Annotated in this window: 15 protein-coding genes; 6 read left to right on the plus strand and 9 right to left on the minus strand. The window is 49.2% G+C overall.

Going from position 1 to position 19475, the window contains the following annotated elements; translation table 11 throughout:
• Positions 1–40: 40 nt before the first annotated feature.
• The 7 genes from NATSA_RS02060 to NATSA_RS15560 all read right to left on the minus strand — a co-directional run bounded on the left by NATSA_RS02060 (position 41) and on the right by NATSA_RS15560 (position 8453).
• Positions 41–871 (minus strand): ABC transporter permease, encoded by an 831-nt coding sequence (locus tag NATSA_RS02060; protein WP_210509958.1) that lies wholly within the window; start codon positions 869–871, stop codon positions 41–43.
• A 46-nt stretch (positions 872–917) separates the two neighbouring features.
• A complete protein-coding gene (locus tag NATSA_RS02065) occupies positions 918–2204 on the minus strand; it encodes a quaternary amine ABC transporter ATP-binding protein (protein WP_210509960.1) in 1287 nt (428 codons plus the stop codon).
• Positions 2205–2327: 123 nt separating this feature from the next.
• Positions 2328–3200, minus strand: coding sequence for a glycine betaine ABC transporter substrate-binding protein (locus NATSA_RS02070; protein ID WP_210509962.1), 873 nt, complete (start codon positions 3198–3200; stop codon positions 2328–2330).
• A gap of 111 nt (positions 3201–3311) precedes the next feature.
• Complete coding sequence (locus tag NATSA_RS02075; protein WP_210509964.1) at positions 3312–4667, minus strand: hypothetical protein; 1356 nt, start codon at positions 4665–4667, stop codon at positions 3312–3314.
• A gap of 404 nt (positions 4668–5071) precedes the next feature.
• Positions 5072–5473, minus strand: a complete 402-nt coding sequence (locus NATSA_RS02080) for an ArsR/SmtB family transcription factor (protein ID WP_210509966.1) — start codon at positions 5471–5473, stop codon at positions 5072–5074.
• A gap of 149 nt (positions 5474–5622) precedes the next feature.
• Positions 5623–8274: a pyruvate, phosphate dikinase gene (gene ppdK, locus NATSA_RS02085; RefSeq protein WP_210509968.1), complete on the minus strand. Its 2652-nt coding sequence runs from the start codon at positions 8272–8274 to the stop codon at positions 5623–5625.
• 50 nt (positions 8275–8324) lie between these two features.
• Positions 8325–8453 (minus strand): hypothetical protein, encoded by a 129-nt coding sequence (locus NATSA_RS15560; protein WP_272491733.1) that lies wholly within the window; start codon positions 8451–8453, stop codon positions 8325–8327.
• Positions 8454–8836: 383 nt separating this feature from the next.
• Here NATSA_RS15560 and NATSA_RS02090 point away from each other — a divergent pair, with 383 nt between their 5' ends.
• The 4 genes from NATSA_RS02090 (at position 8837) to NATSA_RS02105 (ending at position 14684) form a co-directional block, all read left to right on the plus strand.
• A complete protein-coding gene (locus tag NATSA_RS02090) occupies positions 8837–10468 on the plus strand; it encodes an SLC13 family permease (protein ID WP_246481563.1) in 1632 nt (543 codons plus the stop codon).
• 18 nt (positions 10469–10486) lie between these two features.
• On the plus strand, positions 10487–10990 hold the full coding sequence (locus NATSA_RS02095) for a response regulator (protein ID WP_210509970.1): 504 nt from the start codon (positions 10487–10489) through the stop codon (positions 10988–10990).
• A 73-nt stretch (positions 10991–11063) separates the two neighbouring features.
• The gene (locus tag NATSA_RS02100; RefSeq protein ID WP_210509972.1) at positions 11064–12521 is read left to right on the plus strand and encodes a sensor histidine kinase; all 1458 of its coding nucleotides are present in this window, start codon (positions 11064–11066) and stop codon (positions 12519–12521) included.
• A gap of 324 nt (positions 12522–12845) precedes the next feature.
• Positions 12846–14684 (plus strand): phosphoenolpyruvate carboxykinase (GTP), encoded by a 1839-nt coding sequence (locus NATSA_RS02105; protein WP_210509974.1) that lies wholly within the window; start codon positions 12846–12848, stop codon positions 14682–14684.
• Between the two features lie 138 nt (positions 14685–14822).
• On the opposite strand, the gene NATSA_RS02110 is transcribed toward NATSA_RS02105, so the two are convergent.
• The gene (locus NATSA_RS02110) at positions 14823–15500 is read right to left on the minus strand and encodes an energy transducer TonB (RefSeq protein ID WP_210509976.1); all 678 of its coding nucleotides are present in this window, start codon (positions 15498–15500) and stop codon (positions 14823–14825) included.
• A gap of 300 nt (positions 15501–15800) precedes the next feature.
• Between NATSA_RS02110 and murB the strand changes: the two genes are divergently transcribed.
• Positions 15801–16874 (plus strand): UDP-N-acetylmuramate dehydrogenase, encoded by a 1074-nt coding sequence (gene murB / locus NATSA_RS02115; protein WP_246481565.1) that lies wholly within the window; start codon positions 15801–15803, stop codon positions 16872–16874.
• A 14-nt stretch (positions 16875–16888) separates the two neighbouring features.
• Here murB and NATSA_RS02120 read toward each other — a convergent pair whose 3' ends face one another.
• Complete coding sequence (locus tag NATSA_RS02120) at positions 16889–18538, minus strand: hypothetical protein (protein ID WP_210509978.1); 1650 nt, start codon at positions 18536–18538, stop codon at positions 16889–16891.
• Positions 18539–18630: 92 nt separating this feature from the next.
• On the opposite strand from NATSA_RS02120, the gene NATSA_RS02125 reads away from it, so the two are divergent.
• Entirely contained in the window at positions 18631–19401 is a 771-nt protein-coding gene (locus tag NATSA_RS02125) for an ABC transporter ATP-binding protein (protein ID WP_210509980.1), read from the plus strand.
• Positions 19402–19475: the final 74 nt, after the last annotated feature.

Consider the following 19475-nt stretch of genomic DNA (forward strand, 5'->3'; position numbering starts at 1 on the left):
CCTGCCTCCAATTAAGGCAACAGAGATGCCATTACTGCGTCTATTTGTTTTTCTGACCAAACCCGGCAGTGATTCTGTCCAGTATAATGGCAAGAATTACCACCACAAGACCGGCCTCGAATCCCTGACCAACCTGCAGTCGCTGAATTCCGCGGAGCACGTCAGCACCAAGTCCGCCGGCACCAATCATTGCAGCAATAACAACCATGGACAGTCCGAGCATGATCGACTGGTTGACCCCTGCCATGATGGTCGGAGTCGCAACGGGAATTTGTACTTTGAAAAGCTTTTGCCAGCCTGTAGCGCCAAAAGCATCGGCTGCCTCTGTCAGTTCTTTGGGCACCTGGCGGATTCCCAGATTGGTAAGCCTGATCAGCGGAGGCAGGGCAAATACAAATGTTGCCACGACACCCGGTACCAGACCAAGACCGAAAAACATAACGGCAGGTATCAGGTAGACAAAAGCCGGCATGGTCTGCATGAAGTCAAGAACAGGTCTTATGAAGTAATCAAATTTGTCTTTTCTTGCTGCAAGTACACCCAGTGGCAGACCTACTGCCATAACCAGCAATTCAGCTGTTATTACAAGTGACAGGGTTTCAATAAAAGCTCTCCACAGTCCGATATTTTCTGACAGCAGCAGACCGAGAGCGGCAAACAGCGACACCCTCCACCCTGCCATATACCACGTTAAAGCGGCTATGGCAACAATCAGGACTGCTGGATGAACGGCCATCAGCCCGTCTTTGAGATTATTAACAATAAAAAAGACAAAGGCACTGAAAGAGTCGAAAATAATGGCATATTCTCTGACCAGATAATCGACAGCATCAGACACCCAGTCTCTTAACGGTACTCGGAAAGGTAGCATAAATGAAATATCAACTCGTTAAAATTTCTGTTCTGAAATAGCGATGTCAGGACTTATTGTCTTGTTCGCCTGTATTGTCCGTTCCCAGTGATTCCGGGGAACCCGTATTTATTTTACCCTCATCAATTGCCTCGGGATCCTGGGACAAGGCAGCAATGATAGCCCCTCGGACAATGACGCCCCTTAATCTGTTTTTGTCGTCAACAACGGCGATCGGACCGTATTCACTATCATGATAGGCATTGATGACATCACTCAGGGCTTCGTCTTGATCAACTTTGCTTGCCTCACGCAGAAGTGACTTGTCGAAGGGAACATCATCTTCCTTCTGATGTTTTTTCAGATTCTCGGCCAGCTCATCGGCAAGAATGTACCCTTTCAGATCACGCTTGGAATCGATCATGAATATTCCCGACAAGCCGTTCCTTTTCATTTTCCGGAGTATTGTCCTCGGGCCGTCACCGGTGAATGCAATTTCCTTTGCCGGCTGCATTATCGTTCCGGCTGTAAGCACAGCGGCACGATCCATGTCTTCAACGAATGCTTTGACATAGTCGTTTGAAGGTCTGGATATAATTTCCTCTGCCGAACCGATTTGTACAATTTCACCATCTTTCATGATGGCAATCCGGTCACCAATACGGAACGCTTCATCCAGGTCGTGCGTCACGAAGAGAATGGTTTTCTTCATGGTGGATTGAAGCTCGATCAGCTCGTCCTGCATCTGACGGCGAATCAGCGGATCAAGTGCACTGAAAGCCTCATCCATTAGCAGAATGGGAGCATCTACTGCCAGACCGCGGGCAAGCCCTACACGCTGCTGCATACCGCCCGACAATTGGGACGGATAACTGTCCTCATTCCCTTTCAGCCCCACCTGTTCGATCATTTTCCGGGCTTTTTCCTGCCGGACCTCCTTATCAACACCCTGCAGTTCAAGTCCGAACTCAACATTTCCGAGAACAGTCCGGTGCGGAAGAATGGCAAAATTCTGGAAGACCATTCCGCAAAAAGTGTTTCTCCGGAATTCACGAAGTTCTTTTTGATTGAGTTTGACAATATCGGTTCCGTTGATAATGATTTCACCGCTTGTCGGTTCATGAAGCCGGTTGATCAGACGCTGCAATGTCGACTTGCCGCTCCCTGACAGCCCCATCAGGACAAACGTTTCACCTTCTCTGACCGAAAAATTGATTTTCTGAACACCGACAACCTGCTTCAGCTCCTGCAGAATTTCATCTTTTGTCTTCCCCTCCTCAAGAGCTTCAATTGCCTTCTTTGGATTTTCACCAAATATCTTGTAAAGATTATTAACCGTAATTATATCACTCATATAAAACCCGCTTAAGCGAATTGATTTAACTATTCTGAGATTTACCTGATTACATCATGTGCCCTTAAACAAAAAATGGTGCATCAGGATCGATGCACCATTTTTTTTAAGAGGGTTTATGACTTAGTTGCCAAGCCATTCCTGAACTCTGTCCTGGTTTTCGGATATCCACTGACGGGCGGCATCATATGGCTCCATACCTTCTTCGATATAGACCATTACTTCGCCCATTTCCTCCGGTGTCCAGTAGAAATTATCAAGAAACGCATACACGTCCGGCAATCTTTCTTCCAGATCAGGGGTTACAAGGGTAGCAATATGCTCGGCATCACCGAACACATTCAGCGGATCCTCGAGATATTTGAGATCATGAGCGGCAAACTTCCAGTGAGGAGTCCAGCCGGTTACAACAATCCACTCTTCCCGCTGGATGGCACGGTCCAGTGCCGCTGTCATAGCTGCATCAGAACCGGATACCAGGTCGAAATTGAGCTCGTACTCTTCGATCGCATCTTCGCTTGCTGCCATCAGACCGGCACCGGGATCAATTCCGGTAATCTCGCCGCCGAATTCATCAACATAGTCATTGAGCTCATCAATGCTGTTGACGGGTATATAATCAGGTACAACCCATCCGATTTTGGCCCCTTCAAGATTCGGACCAAGATTCAGAACGTCATCTTCTATTTCTGCCATGTAGGCTTCATGTGTACCCGGCAGCCATGCAGCTACGATAGCATCGAAATCACCTCTGGCCATTCCGGTAAACATCGGGCCGGCATCAACGGCCGTAAGGTTGACATCATGTCCGAGCTCATCCTGAATTACGGAAGCTACGACATGTGTGGATGCAATCTCGGAATCCCACTGTACATATCCGAGTTCAACTTCCCGCTCTGCGGGTTCGCAGGCCTGCAGACCGACCAGCGCTGCTACAGCGACAATCATGGCCGTCCATCCTGACTTCCAATTTGAGGTAGCGTTTAGCATACGCATATTCCTTTCCTCCTGTTTTTGTTAAAAATTATTATTCGCATCTGTATGTCAGACGCGATAATACGCAAGTATGCGCCTTTTGCAGGCGCATACTTGTTTTACTGCTGTTCTTTAGAAATAATAACCGATGTTGATGTTGAAACGCATGTTCCAGTCAAGATCTTCTACCGGTATGGGGGCGCCGTTGGCATCCAGATGACCGGCACCAAGACCTGTTCCGAACGCATCGGTCAGCCATGGCTGGTTCTTGCCAATGGCAAGATCAACATAGGTGAAGATACCGCCGGCTGTAATCATAAAGCCGGGAACAATCATATGTGTGTCTTCAAAGTCGTAGGTTTGTCCGCCGACTTCAAGTTCGCCGTCCTTGGTCATCCAGGAGTAGTTAATGTAGGGCTGGATGTTGCTGATGGGGCCCCAGCCTACATCATGCGAGTAGGCCAGTCCGGCAGTAATGGTATTACCACGGGCGGCGACACCGTCGCCGTAGTAGGGGTCACCATAGGCACCCATCTGAACACGGTCCAGCGTCTCGCCTGCATCATCCTTGGCAGCATAGTCATGGTTGATGTACTGCAGCTTCAGGTTGAACAAGCCAAAGTTGGCGTCGGTGTGAAGGGCAATCGCGTGTCCGTACTCGGTATCATCGAGCACGGCATTGTAAATACCCTGCAACTGACCAGAAGCGCCGATTTCAATTTCCGGGGTCACCATGTAGGCGGCTCGTACGTTGAACTGATTGAGTTCCTGGATTGAGGAAGGTGCACCGGTGCTGCTCAGATCGCCGTCTTCATCCGGAATCACATTGTAGGAATAGGTACCTGCACCCGGTCCGCCAAAAGAAGCCATTCCGTAGGCAGGTCCGGCAGGATCCTGCTGGCGGTAGTAGGCAAACATGAGGTTAAGGTCGTCACTTGCATCATAGCTGAACTTGATACCCATGTTGTGATCATCTTCCAGACCAAAATAGTAGGGCAGATTGAACCACCAGCTGTGGGAGTTGAATGCCAGGTTACCGAAAGGTACCTGATTCACACCAAGCTCCATGTTGAGATTGTCTGTAAAATTATACCCGATAAAACCGTGCTTGAGGAAATGTGTGTTAAACGTCGGGTAAAAGCGATATTCAAAACTCAGAGTCAGATCGCTCATCTGGCCGTCTACATTGATCCGCCAGGTATCCAGCGTTCCATATGTATCGGTTGCAACCTGATCGCTTTCATAGAATTCACTGGCGATATTGTAACGAAGTGCGCCACCGATCTGGAAGCCGTCTTCGTTTTCAACTGATGATGTTGCCGATGTTGCTGTGCCGGCGCTGCTGTATGCCGAACTGGGAGCAAAACTGTTGGAAAAAAGTCCGCTTGTTACTGACGGATCATTTGCTCCTGAAGCCTTAACATCATCAGCATATAGTGACATGGAAATTATTGCTGCTATCAGGAAAAGTTGTGGAAAAAATCTCATATTTTTTCTCCTTTTGTTTACTTAGAATTTAACCTTCTTTTGATCAGGAAAATTTACTGGAATACTTCAAGTATTTTCCTGAATACAAATAACTTACAACACCGATTAACACAAAGAACAACTACAAATGCCATTCTTTGGCACTAATCAATGCGTGCTGCATAACAAGGTTAACATAAGAAATAATCAAAAGATTCAAAAGCTTGATTCCTGAGTAAAACAGCCAACAGTTATCCCGACAAATGTTGTGTATTTCACGGGGAGAGCGTCATATTTTTACCTCTAAAGCACTACAAGATAACCATCTATAGTTACCGCGACACCCCTTCTTTGTCCCCCTGATAAAGAGTCAAATTTTTACAATGATTTGCTGATTATTTACCGGCCGGAATCCCGGTTTGTACTCAATCTTCAATAACTTCCAGTATTTGTTTGTGCGGAAACTTGCCTACGACACACCTGCCATTCTCACGAAGTGAGAGCCGCATGTTTAATGCCCGCATATCCCTGCCGGTCATCACCGGTTCGTCATTGGCGGCAACACTCTCCAGAAAATCGAAAAGGTGCCTGAAAAAGCTGTTTTCTTCATTAAGATAATAGTAAGCCCATGTCCCCTGCTTCTTCACCTTCAGCAGTCCCGCCTGCTTTAGCTGCTGCACCTGCCGGGACACCTGGTACTGCGGAAGTCCGAGGGCATCCACCAGCTCACATACACAGATGGCCTGGCGTGCACGCACAAATACATTCATAATCCGTAAACGCGATATATCCCCTAAAACCCTGAATGCCTCTGTATAATTTTCCATAAATAAGAAATGCCCCGATTCTATTTGCCCGTCATACCAATGCCACCTGCCCGTCCTTGCTGCGGAGGGCAGGTGTGCATGATATTTCGTTTTTTCCTGTCACTCAGTCGTCCGTCAGGTGAACGGACAGGTCTGACGTCCGGAAAGATCTACTTATTTTCCTGTTGAGCGATGGCCTCCTGGGCTGCCGCAAGTCTGGCGATAGGCACCCTGAATGGAGAACAGGAGACATAATCAAGCCCCTGCTTGTAACAAAATGCAATGGACTCAGGGTCTCCCCCGTGTTCTCCGCAAATGCCAAGCTTGAGTCCGGGCTTGGTTGCCCGTCCGAGATCCGCCGCTTCTGCAACAAGTTTACCGACGCCTTTCTGGTCCAGAGTCTGGAAGGGATCGTGCAAAACAATTTTCCGCTCCAGATAGTCCGGCAGAAACTTACCGATATCGTCCCTGCTGAAACCGAATGTCATCTGGGTCAGGTCATTTGTTCCGAATGAGAAAAAGTCTGCATGCGGAGCAATTTCATCGGCAACAAGTGCGGCCCTTGGCACCTCAATCATGGTACCGATCAGATAATCGATGCGTGTTCCCTTGTCCTTGAACACCTTTTCTGCCGTTTCTTTAATGACGTTTTTCTGGTCAATAAGCTCATCGCCGGATCCGATCAGCGGTACCATTATTTCGGGAAGAACCACAGCTCCCTGTTCTTTTGCTTCAATGGCGGCTTCCAGAATGGCACGGGTCTGCATTTCCGTAATTTCAGGAAATGTAATTCCAAGACGGCAGCCGCGGTGTCCGAGCATCGGATTCGCTTCATCCAGTGCTGCCACTCGGTCCTTGACCTTTCTGTAGGAAATGCCAAACTGCTTTGCCAGATCTTTTTTCTCGTCTTCGGTATGAGGGAGAAACTCATGAAGCGGCGGATCCAGAAGCCGGATTGTCACCGGATCACCGTCCAGTGCCTTGAACAACCCGAGGAAATCCTCCTTTTGATAGGGAAGCAGCCGGGCAAGAGACTCGCGGCGTTCTTTTTCATTGTCGCTCATGATCATCCGGCGAACCTCGACAATACGCTCACCCTCAAAGAACATGTGTTCGGTCCGGCAAAGGCCGATACCTTCAGCGCCAAACTCTTTGGCTTTGGTGGCATCTTCTGCCCGGTCGGCATTGGTACGAACCTTCATGTCCCGGAACTCATCGACCCATTTCATGAACTTCTTGAAGTCATTGCTGAGTTTGGGCGGTTTGAGGGGAAGCTGTCCGAGCACCACTTCTCCTGTTGTGCCATTAATCGAAAGCCAGTCACCTTCATAGACCGTGTGATTGCCATCCGTCAGGCTTTTGTTTTTGTAGTTGATAACAATATCGTCGCACCCGACCACGCAGGGTTTTCCCCAGCCGCGTGCAACAACGGCAGCATGACTGGTCATCCCTCCGCGGGAAGTGATAATTCCTTCTGATGCGTGCATACCGCCCACATCATCCGGACTCGTCTCAACCCGGGCAAGTATGACATTTTCACCTGTGATTTTAGCATCTTCGGCATCGTGAGAGGTAAAATAAACCTTGCCTACTGCCGCTCCGGGAGAGGCCGGCAGTCCGACGCCGATAACCTTTTTATCCTTGATTGCCTTGTCATCGAACTGGGGATGGAGCAACTGGTCAAGTTGTGCTGTTGTGACCAGGTTTTTTACAGCTTCCTGCTTGTTTACGATACCTTCCTTTACAAAATCAACTGCTATTTTAATGGCTGCCGGGCCTGTTCGTTTGCCATTTCTTGTCTGCAGGATGAACAACTTTTCTTCCTGGATCGTAAATTCAATATCCTGCATGTTCTGATAGGCTTTTTCCAGCTTACGGGTCATCTCTTCAAGCTGATCATAAACTTTGGGAAGTGCCTTTTTGAGGTTTTTAATAGGCTCCGGGGTCCGTGTACCGGCAACGACATCCTCACCCTGTGCATTTGTAAGATACTCACCGTATAGTTTGTTCTCGCCGGTGTTTGGGTCCCGGGTGAACAATACCCCCGAGCCGCTGGTCTCACCCATATTGCCGAATACCATGGCCTGGATGTTGACGGCGGTTCCGATCAGCCCGGTAATTTTGTTGATCTTCCGGTACTTTTTGGCGCGTTCGCTGTTCCATGATCCGAAAACGGCATTGATTGAAAACTCAAGCTGTTCCATCGGGTCATTGGGAAACATAAATCCGGTTTCACGCCGGTAAATGGCCTTGAAACGATCGACCAGATCGCGCAAGTCTTTGGCAGTAAGTTCGTTGTCTTCTTTTACCCCACGCTGGTCTTTCAGCTTCTGCATGGCACTTTCAAAGCTCTCGTGCGGAATGCCCATGACAACATCCGAAAACATATCGATAAAACGGCGGTAGCTGTCGAAAGCGAACCATTCATTGCCGGTGCGCTCTGCCAGACCTTCGGCAACCATGTCGTTCATCCCGAGATTGAGCACCGTGTCCATCATTCCGGGCATGGATGCGGCCGCACCGGATCTGACCGAAAGCAGCAACGGATTTTCCGGATCCCCGAAACCGGCCCCAAGCTGCTCCTCCTGAAACCGGATTCCTTCGCGAATCTGCTCTTTGAGCCCTTCTGGCCATTTCTGATTGTTTTTGTAATACTGGTCGCAAGTCTCGGTGGTAATCGTCATGCCCGGCGGTACGGGAAGTCCGGTTCGGCTCATTTCAGCAAGATTGGCACCTTTTCCACCAAGAAGCTCTCTCATGGTCCGGTCTCCGTCGGCTTTGCCGGCACCAAACTGGTAAACATATTTCTTTTTATCTGTCATAAATAACCCCGGTTAATTTTCAGGTTTAAAAATCTGAGATTCATATCATATCAGAGCAGGTCAGCATCGGTCCGGCCAACGGGCGCAATACCTTCCGGCCGGAACGGACACCAGCAAAGCGCAGGTATCTGCTGAAGTAATAATGATTTGTCCAGCTGAGCAGTTTTACCTTTTTGCATGCCGGACTCTAATCCGGAACATAATACTGCCGATATCCATAAGTACCTGCTTTAAAAAACGCTCTGACAAATTACTATCTGCGGCGGTAAAAGTCCAAAAAAACATTGATATATATGCATTATAACACATGTTTGCATATATAATGCAGGAAGCGTTTATCCTCACCGGCTTCATAATTCATTCAAATAGATACCTTAGTATTAGGGACATGCGGACCGTGGTCTGCCGTATCATACCAAAACTCCCCGGCAACTGTTTTAATCCGTACCGGAGCTCTGATCTGTATACCACATTCAGCGATATGATCTGTTTCGCTATTCCGCCCATATTTGTTATCATTGCTTTTAGTTACTACAAAACATACACTTAGACAGGTATTACTATGAAATCAGGTGTATTGGGGCTGACTCCCATACAAATTACAGGACTGTTTCTGGGCATTTTCGGCCTGATCCTGCCCTTTCTGCTTCCCCTTGAGACCCTTTCAACAGCCGGCCAGCTTGGCATGGGGATTTTTCTGATGGCGGCTGTTTTCTGGATGTTCGAGCCCATTCCCATTTATGCTACATCCATGCTGGTCATTTTTCTTCAGATTATCTTGCTAAGTGCTCAGGGACCCGTTTATATGGATGCGGAGCTTCCGGTCAGCGAACCTGTGGCACTTGAAGACGAGACATGGCAGATACCCGCTTCCGCCCTGCAGGAGGACGGAACGGTTCTGGTGGCAAAAGAACCGGGTGAAACGGAGTCCGTCCGAGTCAATGTGATAGACCGCAACGGCCAGCATGTCATTGTCCAAAGTGATGAGCTGAGCCGGGATCATGAAATTGTAACCGATCCCGGTCATCGCCTGGTCGACTATGAACCCAACAGCTATACCGACTACATCGGAACCCTTGCCAATCCCATCATTATATTATTTCTTGGCGGATTCATGCTTGCCAGGGCATCGGTAAAGTACAATCTTGACAAAAACCTGACACGCTACCTGCTTGGTCCCTTCGGCACACGCCCGCGTTTTATTGTGCTTGGACTGATGCTGGTAACGGCTGCGCTCTCTGCTTTTATGAGTAATACCGCAACCGCTGCCATGATGGTTACGGTTATATTGCCGATCATCGCGCAGCTGCCGCCCGAAGACCGTTTCAAATTCGGGCTCGCCCTGAGCATACCCATTGCCGCCAACGTTGGTGGTATCACAACGCCCATCGGCACGCCGCCCAACGCGATTGTAATAGCGGCACTCTCAGACTACGGAATTGACATTTCGTTCACCGACTGGATTATCGTCGCAGCACCGCTGGTTGTGGTCATGCTTGTCATTGCATGGTTTCTGCTGCTCACCTTGTTTCCGCCGAGTGTGGAGCGGTTCAATCTGGATATGAAAGGCAAACTCAATGTCTCGCCTAAAGCAATCGGTCTCTACGTCATTTTTGGTGCCACAGTATTGCTCTGGATTACCGAGAATCAGCATGGAATCCCCAGCAGCATGGTTGCTTTCCTGCCTGTTGCTGCTCTGGTTACAGGCCGCATATTAAATAAAGAAGACATCCAGAAGCTTCCGTGGGAGGTTCTGTGGCTTATGGCCGGCGGTATCTCGCTCGGGATCGGCATGGACAAAACCGGTCTTGCGGTCTGGATGATCTCCGGGTTTGACTGGGGAGCCATGGGTTACATCACTCTGATTATTGCTTTTTCAGTGGTCGCCATCGCCATGTCCAATTTCCTTTCCAATACGGTTACCGCAACGCTGCTTATGCCCCTGGTAATCAGTCTGCACACATCAGGAGTTATGGGAGAAGATTTCAATCTTCTGATTACAGGAATTGTGATTGCTGTTGCCTGCAGTCTTGCCATGGCACTTCCCATTTCAACACCTCCCAATGCCATTGCCATGTCAACCGGTATTATCCGGACCAAGGATATGGCCAAAATGGGTGTTATCATAGGTGTGATCGGATTATTGATCATACTAGCTTATGCCGTATTCTACTGGCCTCTTGTCACCAATTAATTTCAATCGCGCGAACCAATGGAAAGATCAGACATATATATACTCTGCATTGAAGACGAACAGGAAGTTCTGGATGCCGTTGTGAGGGACCTGGAGCAGCTTGAGGAGCAATTCCCCATCGAAACAGCCAACACGGCAGAAGAAGGCAGGAAGATCATCGAAAAACTGCTGAATGACGGAATGAAGATCGGGCTGATTCTCTGCGATCACATTTTACCCGGCGATAACGGTGTTGAGCTGCTTATCGAACTGCACAAGGATGAACGCACCCATCCCGCCAGGAAGGTTCTGCTGACGGGACAGGCCGGCCTTGATGATACCGTAAAAGCACTGAACGAAGCGCGCCTGCATCACTATATTGCCAAGCCCTGGAAAAAAGAGGAGCTGCTGCGCGTATCTGTTGACCTTCTTACCGATTATGTCATTTCCAATGAGGAAGATCTGCTTCCTTATATGAAATCGCTTGATGCCGGAAAAATATCCGAGGCTATACGGACACGCCGCAATGTAAGCGACAGCTAAGTTATGAATAATACCGGGTAAACGGGCACATTACACTGATGCAATCCCGCCTTCCGGGCAGAAGAGCGACATTATGATACTCAACTTCGCAAAAAACTGGCTGCAGGATCCCACGAGAATCACCGATCAGATCGCCCGTTTTCTGGAAAACTCCGAAGAGTTTCATACCGAAGTTGTGGAGCGCGACAAAGACGATCTGTTCTTCTCGGAAGGGGATTTTAATGAATCCGTTTACATTCTGCTTGAGGGAACCGTTCAGCTGTCGAAAACCACCCCCAAGGGAAGGGTAATCACCATTGACTGGCTGCGCCCGGGTGCACTGGTCGGGCTGATTTCATTTGTAACAGGCGAAGCCGTGCTCACCACAGCTGTAGCCGCAAGTCCGTGCAAGGCCATTAAACTCGATGAGTCCGACTTTCTTGATATGCAGCGTGGCAAAGGCGAAATTGCTCATCTTGCCCAGCAGCTGATAATCGGCAACCTGATCGACCGGTATCACCATGTAGTCTCTGTGCATGTTGAGCTTGAAAGTATCAATGAGACGCTTGAAAAAGAGCGGAATCATCTCCGGGAAGCACTGAAGCAGCTTGAAGACACCCAGCACCGGCTGATCAGCCAGGAGAAAATGGCAACCCTGGGTCAGCTTGTTGCCGGAATTGCACACGAGATCAACAACCCTGCCGCAGCGATGCTCCGGGCTTCGGACAATTTGATGGACTATCTGCCCGGTATCGTACGCAAGGCTGATCCGGATGAACAGCTTTCATACGAAAAGTTCTTCAAAATCGGGCTTAAAAGAAAACTCCGCGATTCGGATGAGCAGCGCCGCAAGCTGAAGGAGTGGGAGGATCTTTATCCGGACCTGCCCCGCAGCCTGTTGCGCAAGGTAACATCCATGAGTGATGAGGCACTTGAAATCATCAGACACAAGCTTGGCGAACGGCCCGGCAAAAAACAGCGTGAAGAGCTGGAGAATATCATGCTGTTTTTCGAAAGCGGATACTTCCTGAAAAACCTGCAGTCCAGCACCAAGCGCATCGGCGAAATTGTGTCCAGCATGAAGAATTACAGCCGACAGGATAAAGGAAGCTATGAGAAAGCAGACCTGAGGGACGGCCTTAATGACACGCTGCTGCTGCTTTCGAACAGGCTGAAAAAGGTGGATGTGGTTCTCAATTTCTCGGATATCCCCCCGGTTAATGTTATTACTGGAGAAATCAACCAGGTGTGGACCAATATCATCATCAATGCCTGTGACGCGATGGGAGACAAGGGCGAGCTTGTGATATCATGCGGATATGATGACCGTTATGTCTGGGTCTCCATCAAAGACAGCGGCCCGGGCATTTCACCGTCCATGATCAATGAAGTGTTCAAAACCAATTTTACCACCAAGCAGCAAAACAGCAGCTTCGGACTGGGCCTGGGCCTGTCAATTTCCAAGCAAATTATTCAGAAGCACGGCGGACAGATAAAGGTGCAGAATGCCGAAGACGGGGGCGCGGAATTTACTGTTTTTATTCCACTTTAGGTTTCTTAGATTGAAAATCAGAATCTTAAGGCCGGCTCTTGCTTCCTGAAAATTCCGACTCATTCATTCACAATTGATGTTTTCTTAATACGATATTCAAATTTAAGATGTATCATTGTTCTGAAAAGACTTAGCAGGATGAAAAGCATTGCATTTCCTGCTATGAAGGACAATCCAATCCGTTCGGTTATCAGATATTGGGACTGACGTGGTGAATGCCGATGCATGTCATTACCCTGTCACACAACACTCCAGGCTGATATCGAACGAGGACAACACGGCCTTACGGCCATATATGTAAACCTCTAATCATGGAGTATCATTATGAAGCATCCAAGCTGGGTTAAGCATGAAGAGCTTAAAAAATGGGTAGAAGAGACTGCCGCCCTGACCAAGCCCGACAATATTGAATGGGCTGACGGATCCGAAGAAGAAAATGACAGACTGTGTCAGCTGCTCGTTGACGGCGGAACTTTTGTGAAGCTCAACGAAGAAAAGCGGCCAAACAGTTTTGCCGCTTTTTCCGATCCTTCTGACGTTGCCCGCGTCGAAGACAAAACCTTTATCTGCAGCAAGAGAAAATCCGATGCCGGTCCGACCAATAACTGGATGGATCCGGATGAAATGAAGGGCAAGCTCAACAAGCTCTATGACGGCTGCATGAAGGGACGCACCATGTATGTCATTCCTTTCAGCATGGGCCCCATCGGCTCCCCGATTTCCCATGTAGGTGTTGAAATCACCGACTCCGCATACGTTGTGGTAAACATGCGCATCATGACCCGTATCGGAAAGAAGGTAATGGATGTCATCGGAAAGGATGGCGAGTATGTGAAGTGTCTGCACTCCGTAGGTGCTCCTCTTGAGAAAGGTCAAAAGGATGTACCCTGGCCGTGCAATAAGGAGAAGTACATCACCCACTTCCCCGAAGAGCGCAAGATCATGTCTTTCGGTAGTGGATATGGTGGAAATGCCCTGCTCGGCAAGAAGTGCTTTGCTCTCAGAATTGCCTCCACCATGGCCCGCGATGAAGGCTGGCTGGCCGAGCACATGCTCATTCTCGGTGTAGAATCCCCGAAGAAAGAGAAAACCTATGTGGCTGCGGCATTCCCGAGTGCCTGTGGCAAGACCAACTTTGCCATGCTCATCCCGCCGAAAGAGATGGAAGGATGGAAAGTCAGCACCATTGGTGATGACATTGCATGGATCAAAAAAGACAAGGAAGGTCAGCTCCGTGCAATCAATCCTGAGGCTGGATATTTCGGCGTAGCTCCGGGTACCAATGACAAGTCGAACCCGAACGCCATGGCCTCCATCAGTAAAAACACCATTTTCACCAACTGTGCTCTTACCGAGGACGGCGATGTATGGTGGGAAGGCAAAACCAAAGAGCCCCCTGCAAATCTGACCACCTGGCAGGGTGAGAAGTTCGATCCCAATTCCGGCAAACCTGCCGCACATCCAAATGCGCGGTTCACTGCTCCGGCTTCACAGTGCCCGTCCATCGACCCGAAGTGGGAAGACCCGGCCGGCGTACCGATCAAAGCGTTTATCTTTGGCGGCCGCCGCAGTACTGCCGTACCGTTGGTATATCAGTCCGTTAACTGGAACTTCGGTGTCTATCTCGCCGCTACCATGGGTTCAGAGATGACAGCCGCTGCTGCCGGTACTCTCGGTAAAGTTCGCCGTGATCCGTTCGCCATGCTGCCGTTCCTTGGCTATCACATGGCCGATTACTTCAACCACTGGTTGCAGATGGGTCGCGAACTCCCCAACCCTCCGCGTATCTTCGGCGTTAACTGGTTCCGCACCGACGAAAACGGCAAGTTTATCTGGCCCGGTTTCGGAGAGAACATGCGCGTTCTCAAGTGGATCGTTCAGCGTGTGAATGGTGAAGCTTTCGCTCTGGAGAGCCCGCTTGGCTGGATGCCGACACACGAAGATCTCGACTGGAGAGGATTGGAAAACTTCACCGAAGATCAGTTCCATGATCTGATGACGGTTGACAGTGATGTCTGGAAGGAAGAAGTACTCGGACACGAGGAACTCTTCTCCAAACTGTACGACCGGCTTCCGAAAGAATTCCTTTTCATGCGTGAACTGCTGCGCTCAGGACTGTGGCGTTCACCCAAACGCTGGGGAATGGAACCGGAGCGGTTCTGATCCTGCACAGCATGGATAACCCATCCATGTGATTGAAAGTAAAAAAAGGGCAGTGAGTATGTACTCGCTGCCCTTTTTTGTTTTTTGAGATTTAAACTCCCGGAGAATCAAGGCATACTATTACTGCCGCACAATCACTCAGGAAGCGGAGAGCCGGAACATTATCGGCAGGGAATAACGCACTTTCACCGGTCTGCCGCGTTGCCGTCCGGGAGAAAACTGCAGCTGCTTGACTGCTTCAAGTGCTGCCTCATCACATCCTCCCCCGATACCTCTTACTACCCGGGGATCTACCACATTGCCCTGCTCATCAATGACAAACTGAATAACCACCCTTCCTTCAATACCTGCATTGCGTGCGATTTCCGGATACCGCAGATTTCTGTAAACTGCGGACATGCCACCCAGCAGCACGGGCATTTCTTCAACTATGGTAAATATTTCATGCTCATCAAACTCTTCCTCATCATCTTCAGGTAAAGCGGGGGGAGCTGAGACGAAAAGTCCTTCCTCAAGAGTAAAATCTGTACCCAGGTCATAGAAAACTTCGTCGGCAATTTCCTCGTTGGGAACCATTCTTGGTGCAGGAGGCCGCGGTGGCGGTGGCGGGCGCATGATCTGCTCCGTCCTGATGATATCTTCCATCTCAATGATTTCCGGCTCAACATGACTGATCGTGAATTCCGGGCTGAATGTCAGGTTGATCCGGAAGATAACTATGAACACAATCAGCGTGACGATCAGCCCTGCCTGGAGATTAATCATGTAGTAATCTCTCAAATCGGCGTTATCTTTCTTCCACTTGTACAATGACATGTCTAACCTCTGAGTTTACATAGTAACATATAGAGGCCACATTGCTACAGTACCGGCGGTGGCAAACCGGCACTGAGACAATCCGGTTTCTGCCCGGACTGCCATGTCCTGTCAATTCCATACCAGAAATCGACAGGCTACCCGTTTTTTCAAACAGACAATCGTAACCAGCTGAAAAGCAATTACTCCAAAATACAGATATGCATGCCTTCTCTAATGTTATACGATGTACAGGGATTTTAGTTGTGAAGTTTGTTACCTTTTTGCAAGTATTGATCACCAAACTATTGCAGCGACCTTTTGAAAATTACCGGGAAACACACTATCAAAACCGGGGTTGATCTGAAACCATACAACACCTTCCGGATTGAAGCCTTTGCTTCGCGGTGGGCAGAGCTGCATAATGCAGACGACCTTTTTCGGGTCATGGAATTACCGGAATTTCAATCCGGGAGAAAATACATTCTTGGCGGAGGCAGCAATGTTCTGTTCACCGGTGATTTTGACGGGCTGATTATAAAAAATAATATTTCAGGGATATCGGTTGTCCCGGAAAATGACCGTCACGTTATCCTGAAGTCCGGTGCCGGAGTGATCTGGGATGACCTGGTCAGGTACAGTCTAGATCATAATCTTGGAGGTATTGAAAACCTCTCCATGATTCCCGGATCCGTGGGAGCTGCACCCATTCAGAATATCGGAGCTTATGGAGTGGAGCTTGAAGATACGTTCCTTTCACTCGAAGCCATTAATCTGAAAACCGGCGAACATACGGACTTCGACCATCAAATGTGCCGTTTCGGGTACCGGGACAGCATTTTCAAACGGACACACAAGGACAAGTATATCATTACAAGTGTGACGCTCAGACTGCAAAAAAAACCCGAACCCACACTGGATTACGGCAATTTGCGACACACACTTGCAGCCGAAGGCATAACCGACCCGGACATTCATGATGTCAGCCGGGCGGTTCGCTCCATACGCGCATCAAAACTTCCGGATCCTGCGGTGACCGGCAATGCCGGAAGTTTTTTTAAAAATCCCGTGATGTCAGCCGGGTATTTTCAGGAGTTGAAAGCATCATGGCCTGAAATTCCCGGGTTTCCGGCAAAGAGCCAAAGTGAAAAACAAGCACAGGGTGCGGAAGGAGCGGAAAAAATGATGAAAGTTCCGGCTGCATGGCTTATTGAACAATGCGGATTCAAAGGAAAAAGGGACGGCGATGCCGGTGTTCATGACAGACATGCACTCATAATTGTCAATCACGGCAATGCTACAGGCCGGCAACTACTGAATCTTGCGCGGTCCATTCAGGATGCCGTAGCCGGCAAGTTCGGAATACGTCTGGAACCGGAAGTCAATATCGTATAGAATGGGCGGTCCGGCTAAGTCCTTTCGGAAAAATAGGTTTGCATCCGGTCGGTAAAGTGAATGGCCGTATCGGAATAAATGTCGATCATGTTCCTGTCAAAAACCTCCCTGCTGATAAACTCTCCGGCCTGACTCCAGCTTTTTCGCTGCGATATCTCATCAAGCGCCATCAGATAGGCATTTTTATTGCCATTAAACAGCTCATTAATGAACTGTTTTTCCATATCTCTGACATAGGACCGGATATCCTCAAGACCGGCATTTCCGGGAATCATTCCTGAGTCGTCGTCATCAGACTGTGCTTCTTGCTCTCCGGCTGATACATCATCCTCCCTTTCATCTGAAGAAAACTCATAGGGCACCTGTGTGAACTGCTGCCATATCGGCACATCATCCTGATCGCTTCCTGACGTTTCCGTTTTTTTCAGTTTGGAATACAGCGGTTCATCGTCTTCGCCGCTGCCGCCAAACCCTGTGTTCAGCCGGGAGTTCAATGTCGAATCCTGATCCCTGCCTCCGTTCACCTTGCGGAACCTTGCCACAAGATTCTCTTCTTCATCGGGTCCTGCCTCTGAGTCGCTGTGACTCCGGCCGGATGAGATGTCGTCGCTTACTTTGCTGAGAGACGTCTTTGTGGGCTTCTCTTCTGCATCTTCGTTTTCCGGTGCAGCATCAGAAGCCGCACCAGCGCGTCCTGAATCATCACGATCTCTTTGTCTGCGGGACATTTCTGACTGCAGCCGGGACCACTCCGTGCGTATTGATTTTGTGTTTTTGTCCTTTTTCTCTTCCGGGTTGTCTTCACGAAGCGAACTCTGCCGGGCGGATGCATCCCCGGACCGAACCTTTGACTCTTTCACCGCTGAACCATCATCAGATACGGCAGGTGCAGAATCCTCCGGACCAAGCAGATCGGCACCCACATCATCCAGTTCGTCATCATCATAAAGAAGCGGGCGGGAAATAATTTCAATCAGCCTGTCACGGTTGACACCCTTTTTTTCGGCATCAAACAAACGTGCGACACCCGGCTTGCCCTTGTCTCTGAAAAACATTGAAAAATATTCCGAATCAATCGACTCACCCATCAGTTCAAACCAGGGATCGAAAAGTGATGCCCATTTCAGAGAGTTGTATTTCGAAGTTACGCGTTCATCAAGGCGCTCGATAATCCGGTCTGCCTGTTCCTTGGTCAGCACCTCTCTCTGTTTTTTTTCCATAAACCTCGGGATAGCCGTGGCAAAATACTCATAGACCACCACACCCTGCAGCCGTTGCTTCACCGTTTCGCGTTTCAGTTCTGTCTCATCACCAAATATATAATCCGGCAGAAACGCCCGCGGGGTGATCATCATATCAAGCAGGTCTTTAAGTGAATCCGCTAGTACAGACTCTGCCTGATCTGCCGGCATTCTCACCCCCTGATGCACGGATTCAAGAAAACGGTCCCAGGCATCCCTGACGGAACCGGAACTCATATCTGCCCACTTGCTTTCAGGCATGGTAACGGACTCGTCGACCCTGCGGGTCAGTTCAACGCGCATGCGCCGGACCAGAAAATCGGGCAGTCCGGCACTGAGCAGCTCTTCCGGCGTGTAATGTGAACGCCGGTCGTCCAGTTTCTTTTTCTGGTTTTTGATGATGACTTGAATAAGTTTCTCCATGATCCGGGAGTTTGTGAAACAGATTTCAGACAAAATACAGATTTCCAACGAATTCGTTGGTCAATTTAGTCACTCTCCTTACATTATTATCTATGATAAACCTGCAATGTACGCATCTTGGCAAAAAATTTGGAAAAACGGAAGTATTTCGTGACCTGAATTTCGGATTCAGCGGGGCTTTGTGCATTGGTATTCAGGGTGCAAACGGAAGCGGCAAATCAACATTGATGAAATGCCTTTCCGGTCTGCTCCGGCCAAGCACCGGTCGGGTGTCCTGGACCGTCAGGGACGAGCAGCCTGACTCCGGAAGTATTCGCAGGCATATCGGGTATGCCGCTCCCTACATCCATTTGTACAAGGAATTGTCGATCCGGGAAAATCTCACGTTTATTCAAGAAATTCGCCCGGATAAACGGGCCGGATCCGAAAATGTGAAAGCAGCCGCTTTTGCCACGGGTGGTCTTCCTGATGGCGGTCAGGAATTTACGGACCTGCTGGAGGGGAAAGATTCCTTTTCTGCCTCTCTTTCCGGAAAAAGGGATACCGGAAACGGTATAGACGATCTGATTGCCTATTGCGGGCTGGAGGGACTGGGCGGTCAGGAATATGGTTCATTGTCATCAGGACAGCAGCAGCGGGTTCGCCTTTGCGGAGCACTCGTGTCACGCCCGGAAATTTTAATGCTGGATGAACCGGGGACGAATCTGGATTCTGAAGGCATGGCGCTGGTGAGGGAAATCGTGCTTCATCAGCAAAACAGCGGTGGCATGGTTTTGCTGGCTTCCAATCGCGAAGAGGAGCTTTCCCTTTGTGACCGCATGATCTCGCTTTCTCCGGCAGGCGCGCATCAGATCAGAGGATAAAAGATGCCTGCTAAAAGATTCCTGCAGGCCGCCGAAATACATGCTGACTAACAGCTTTACATTACCATCAAATT

It is taken from the genome of Natronogracilivirga saccharolytica (genome assembly GCF_017921895.1).
Lineage (GTDB): Bacteria > Bacteroidota > Rhodothermia > Balneolales > Natronogracilivirgulaceae > Natronogracilivirga > Natronogracilivirga saccharolytica.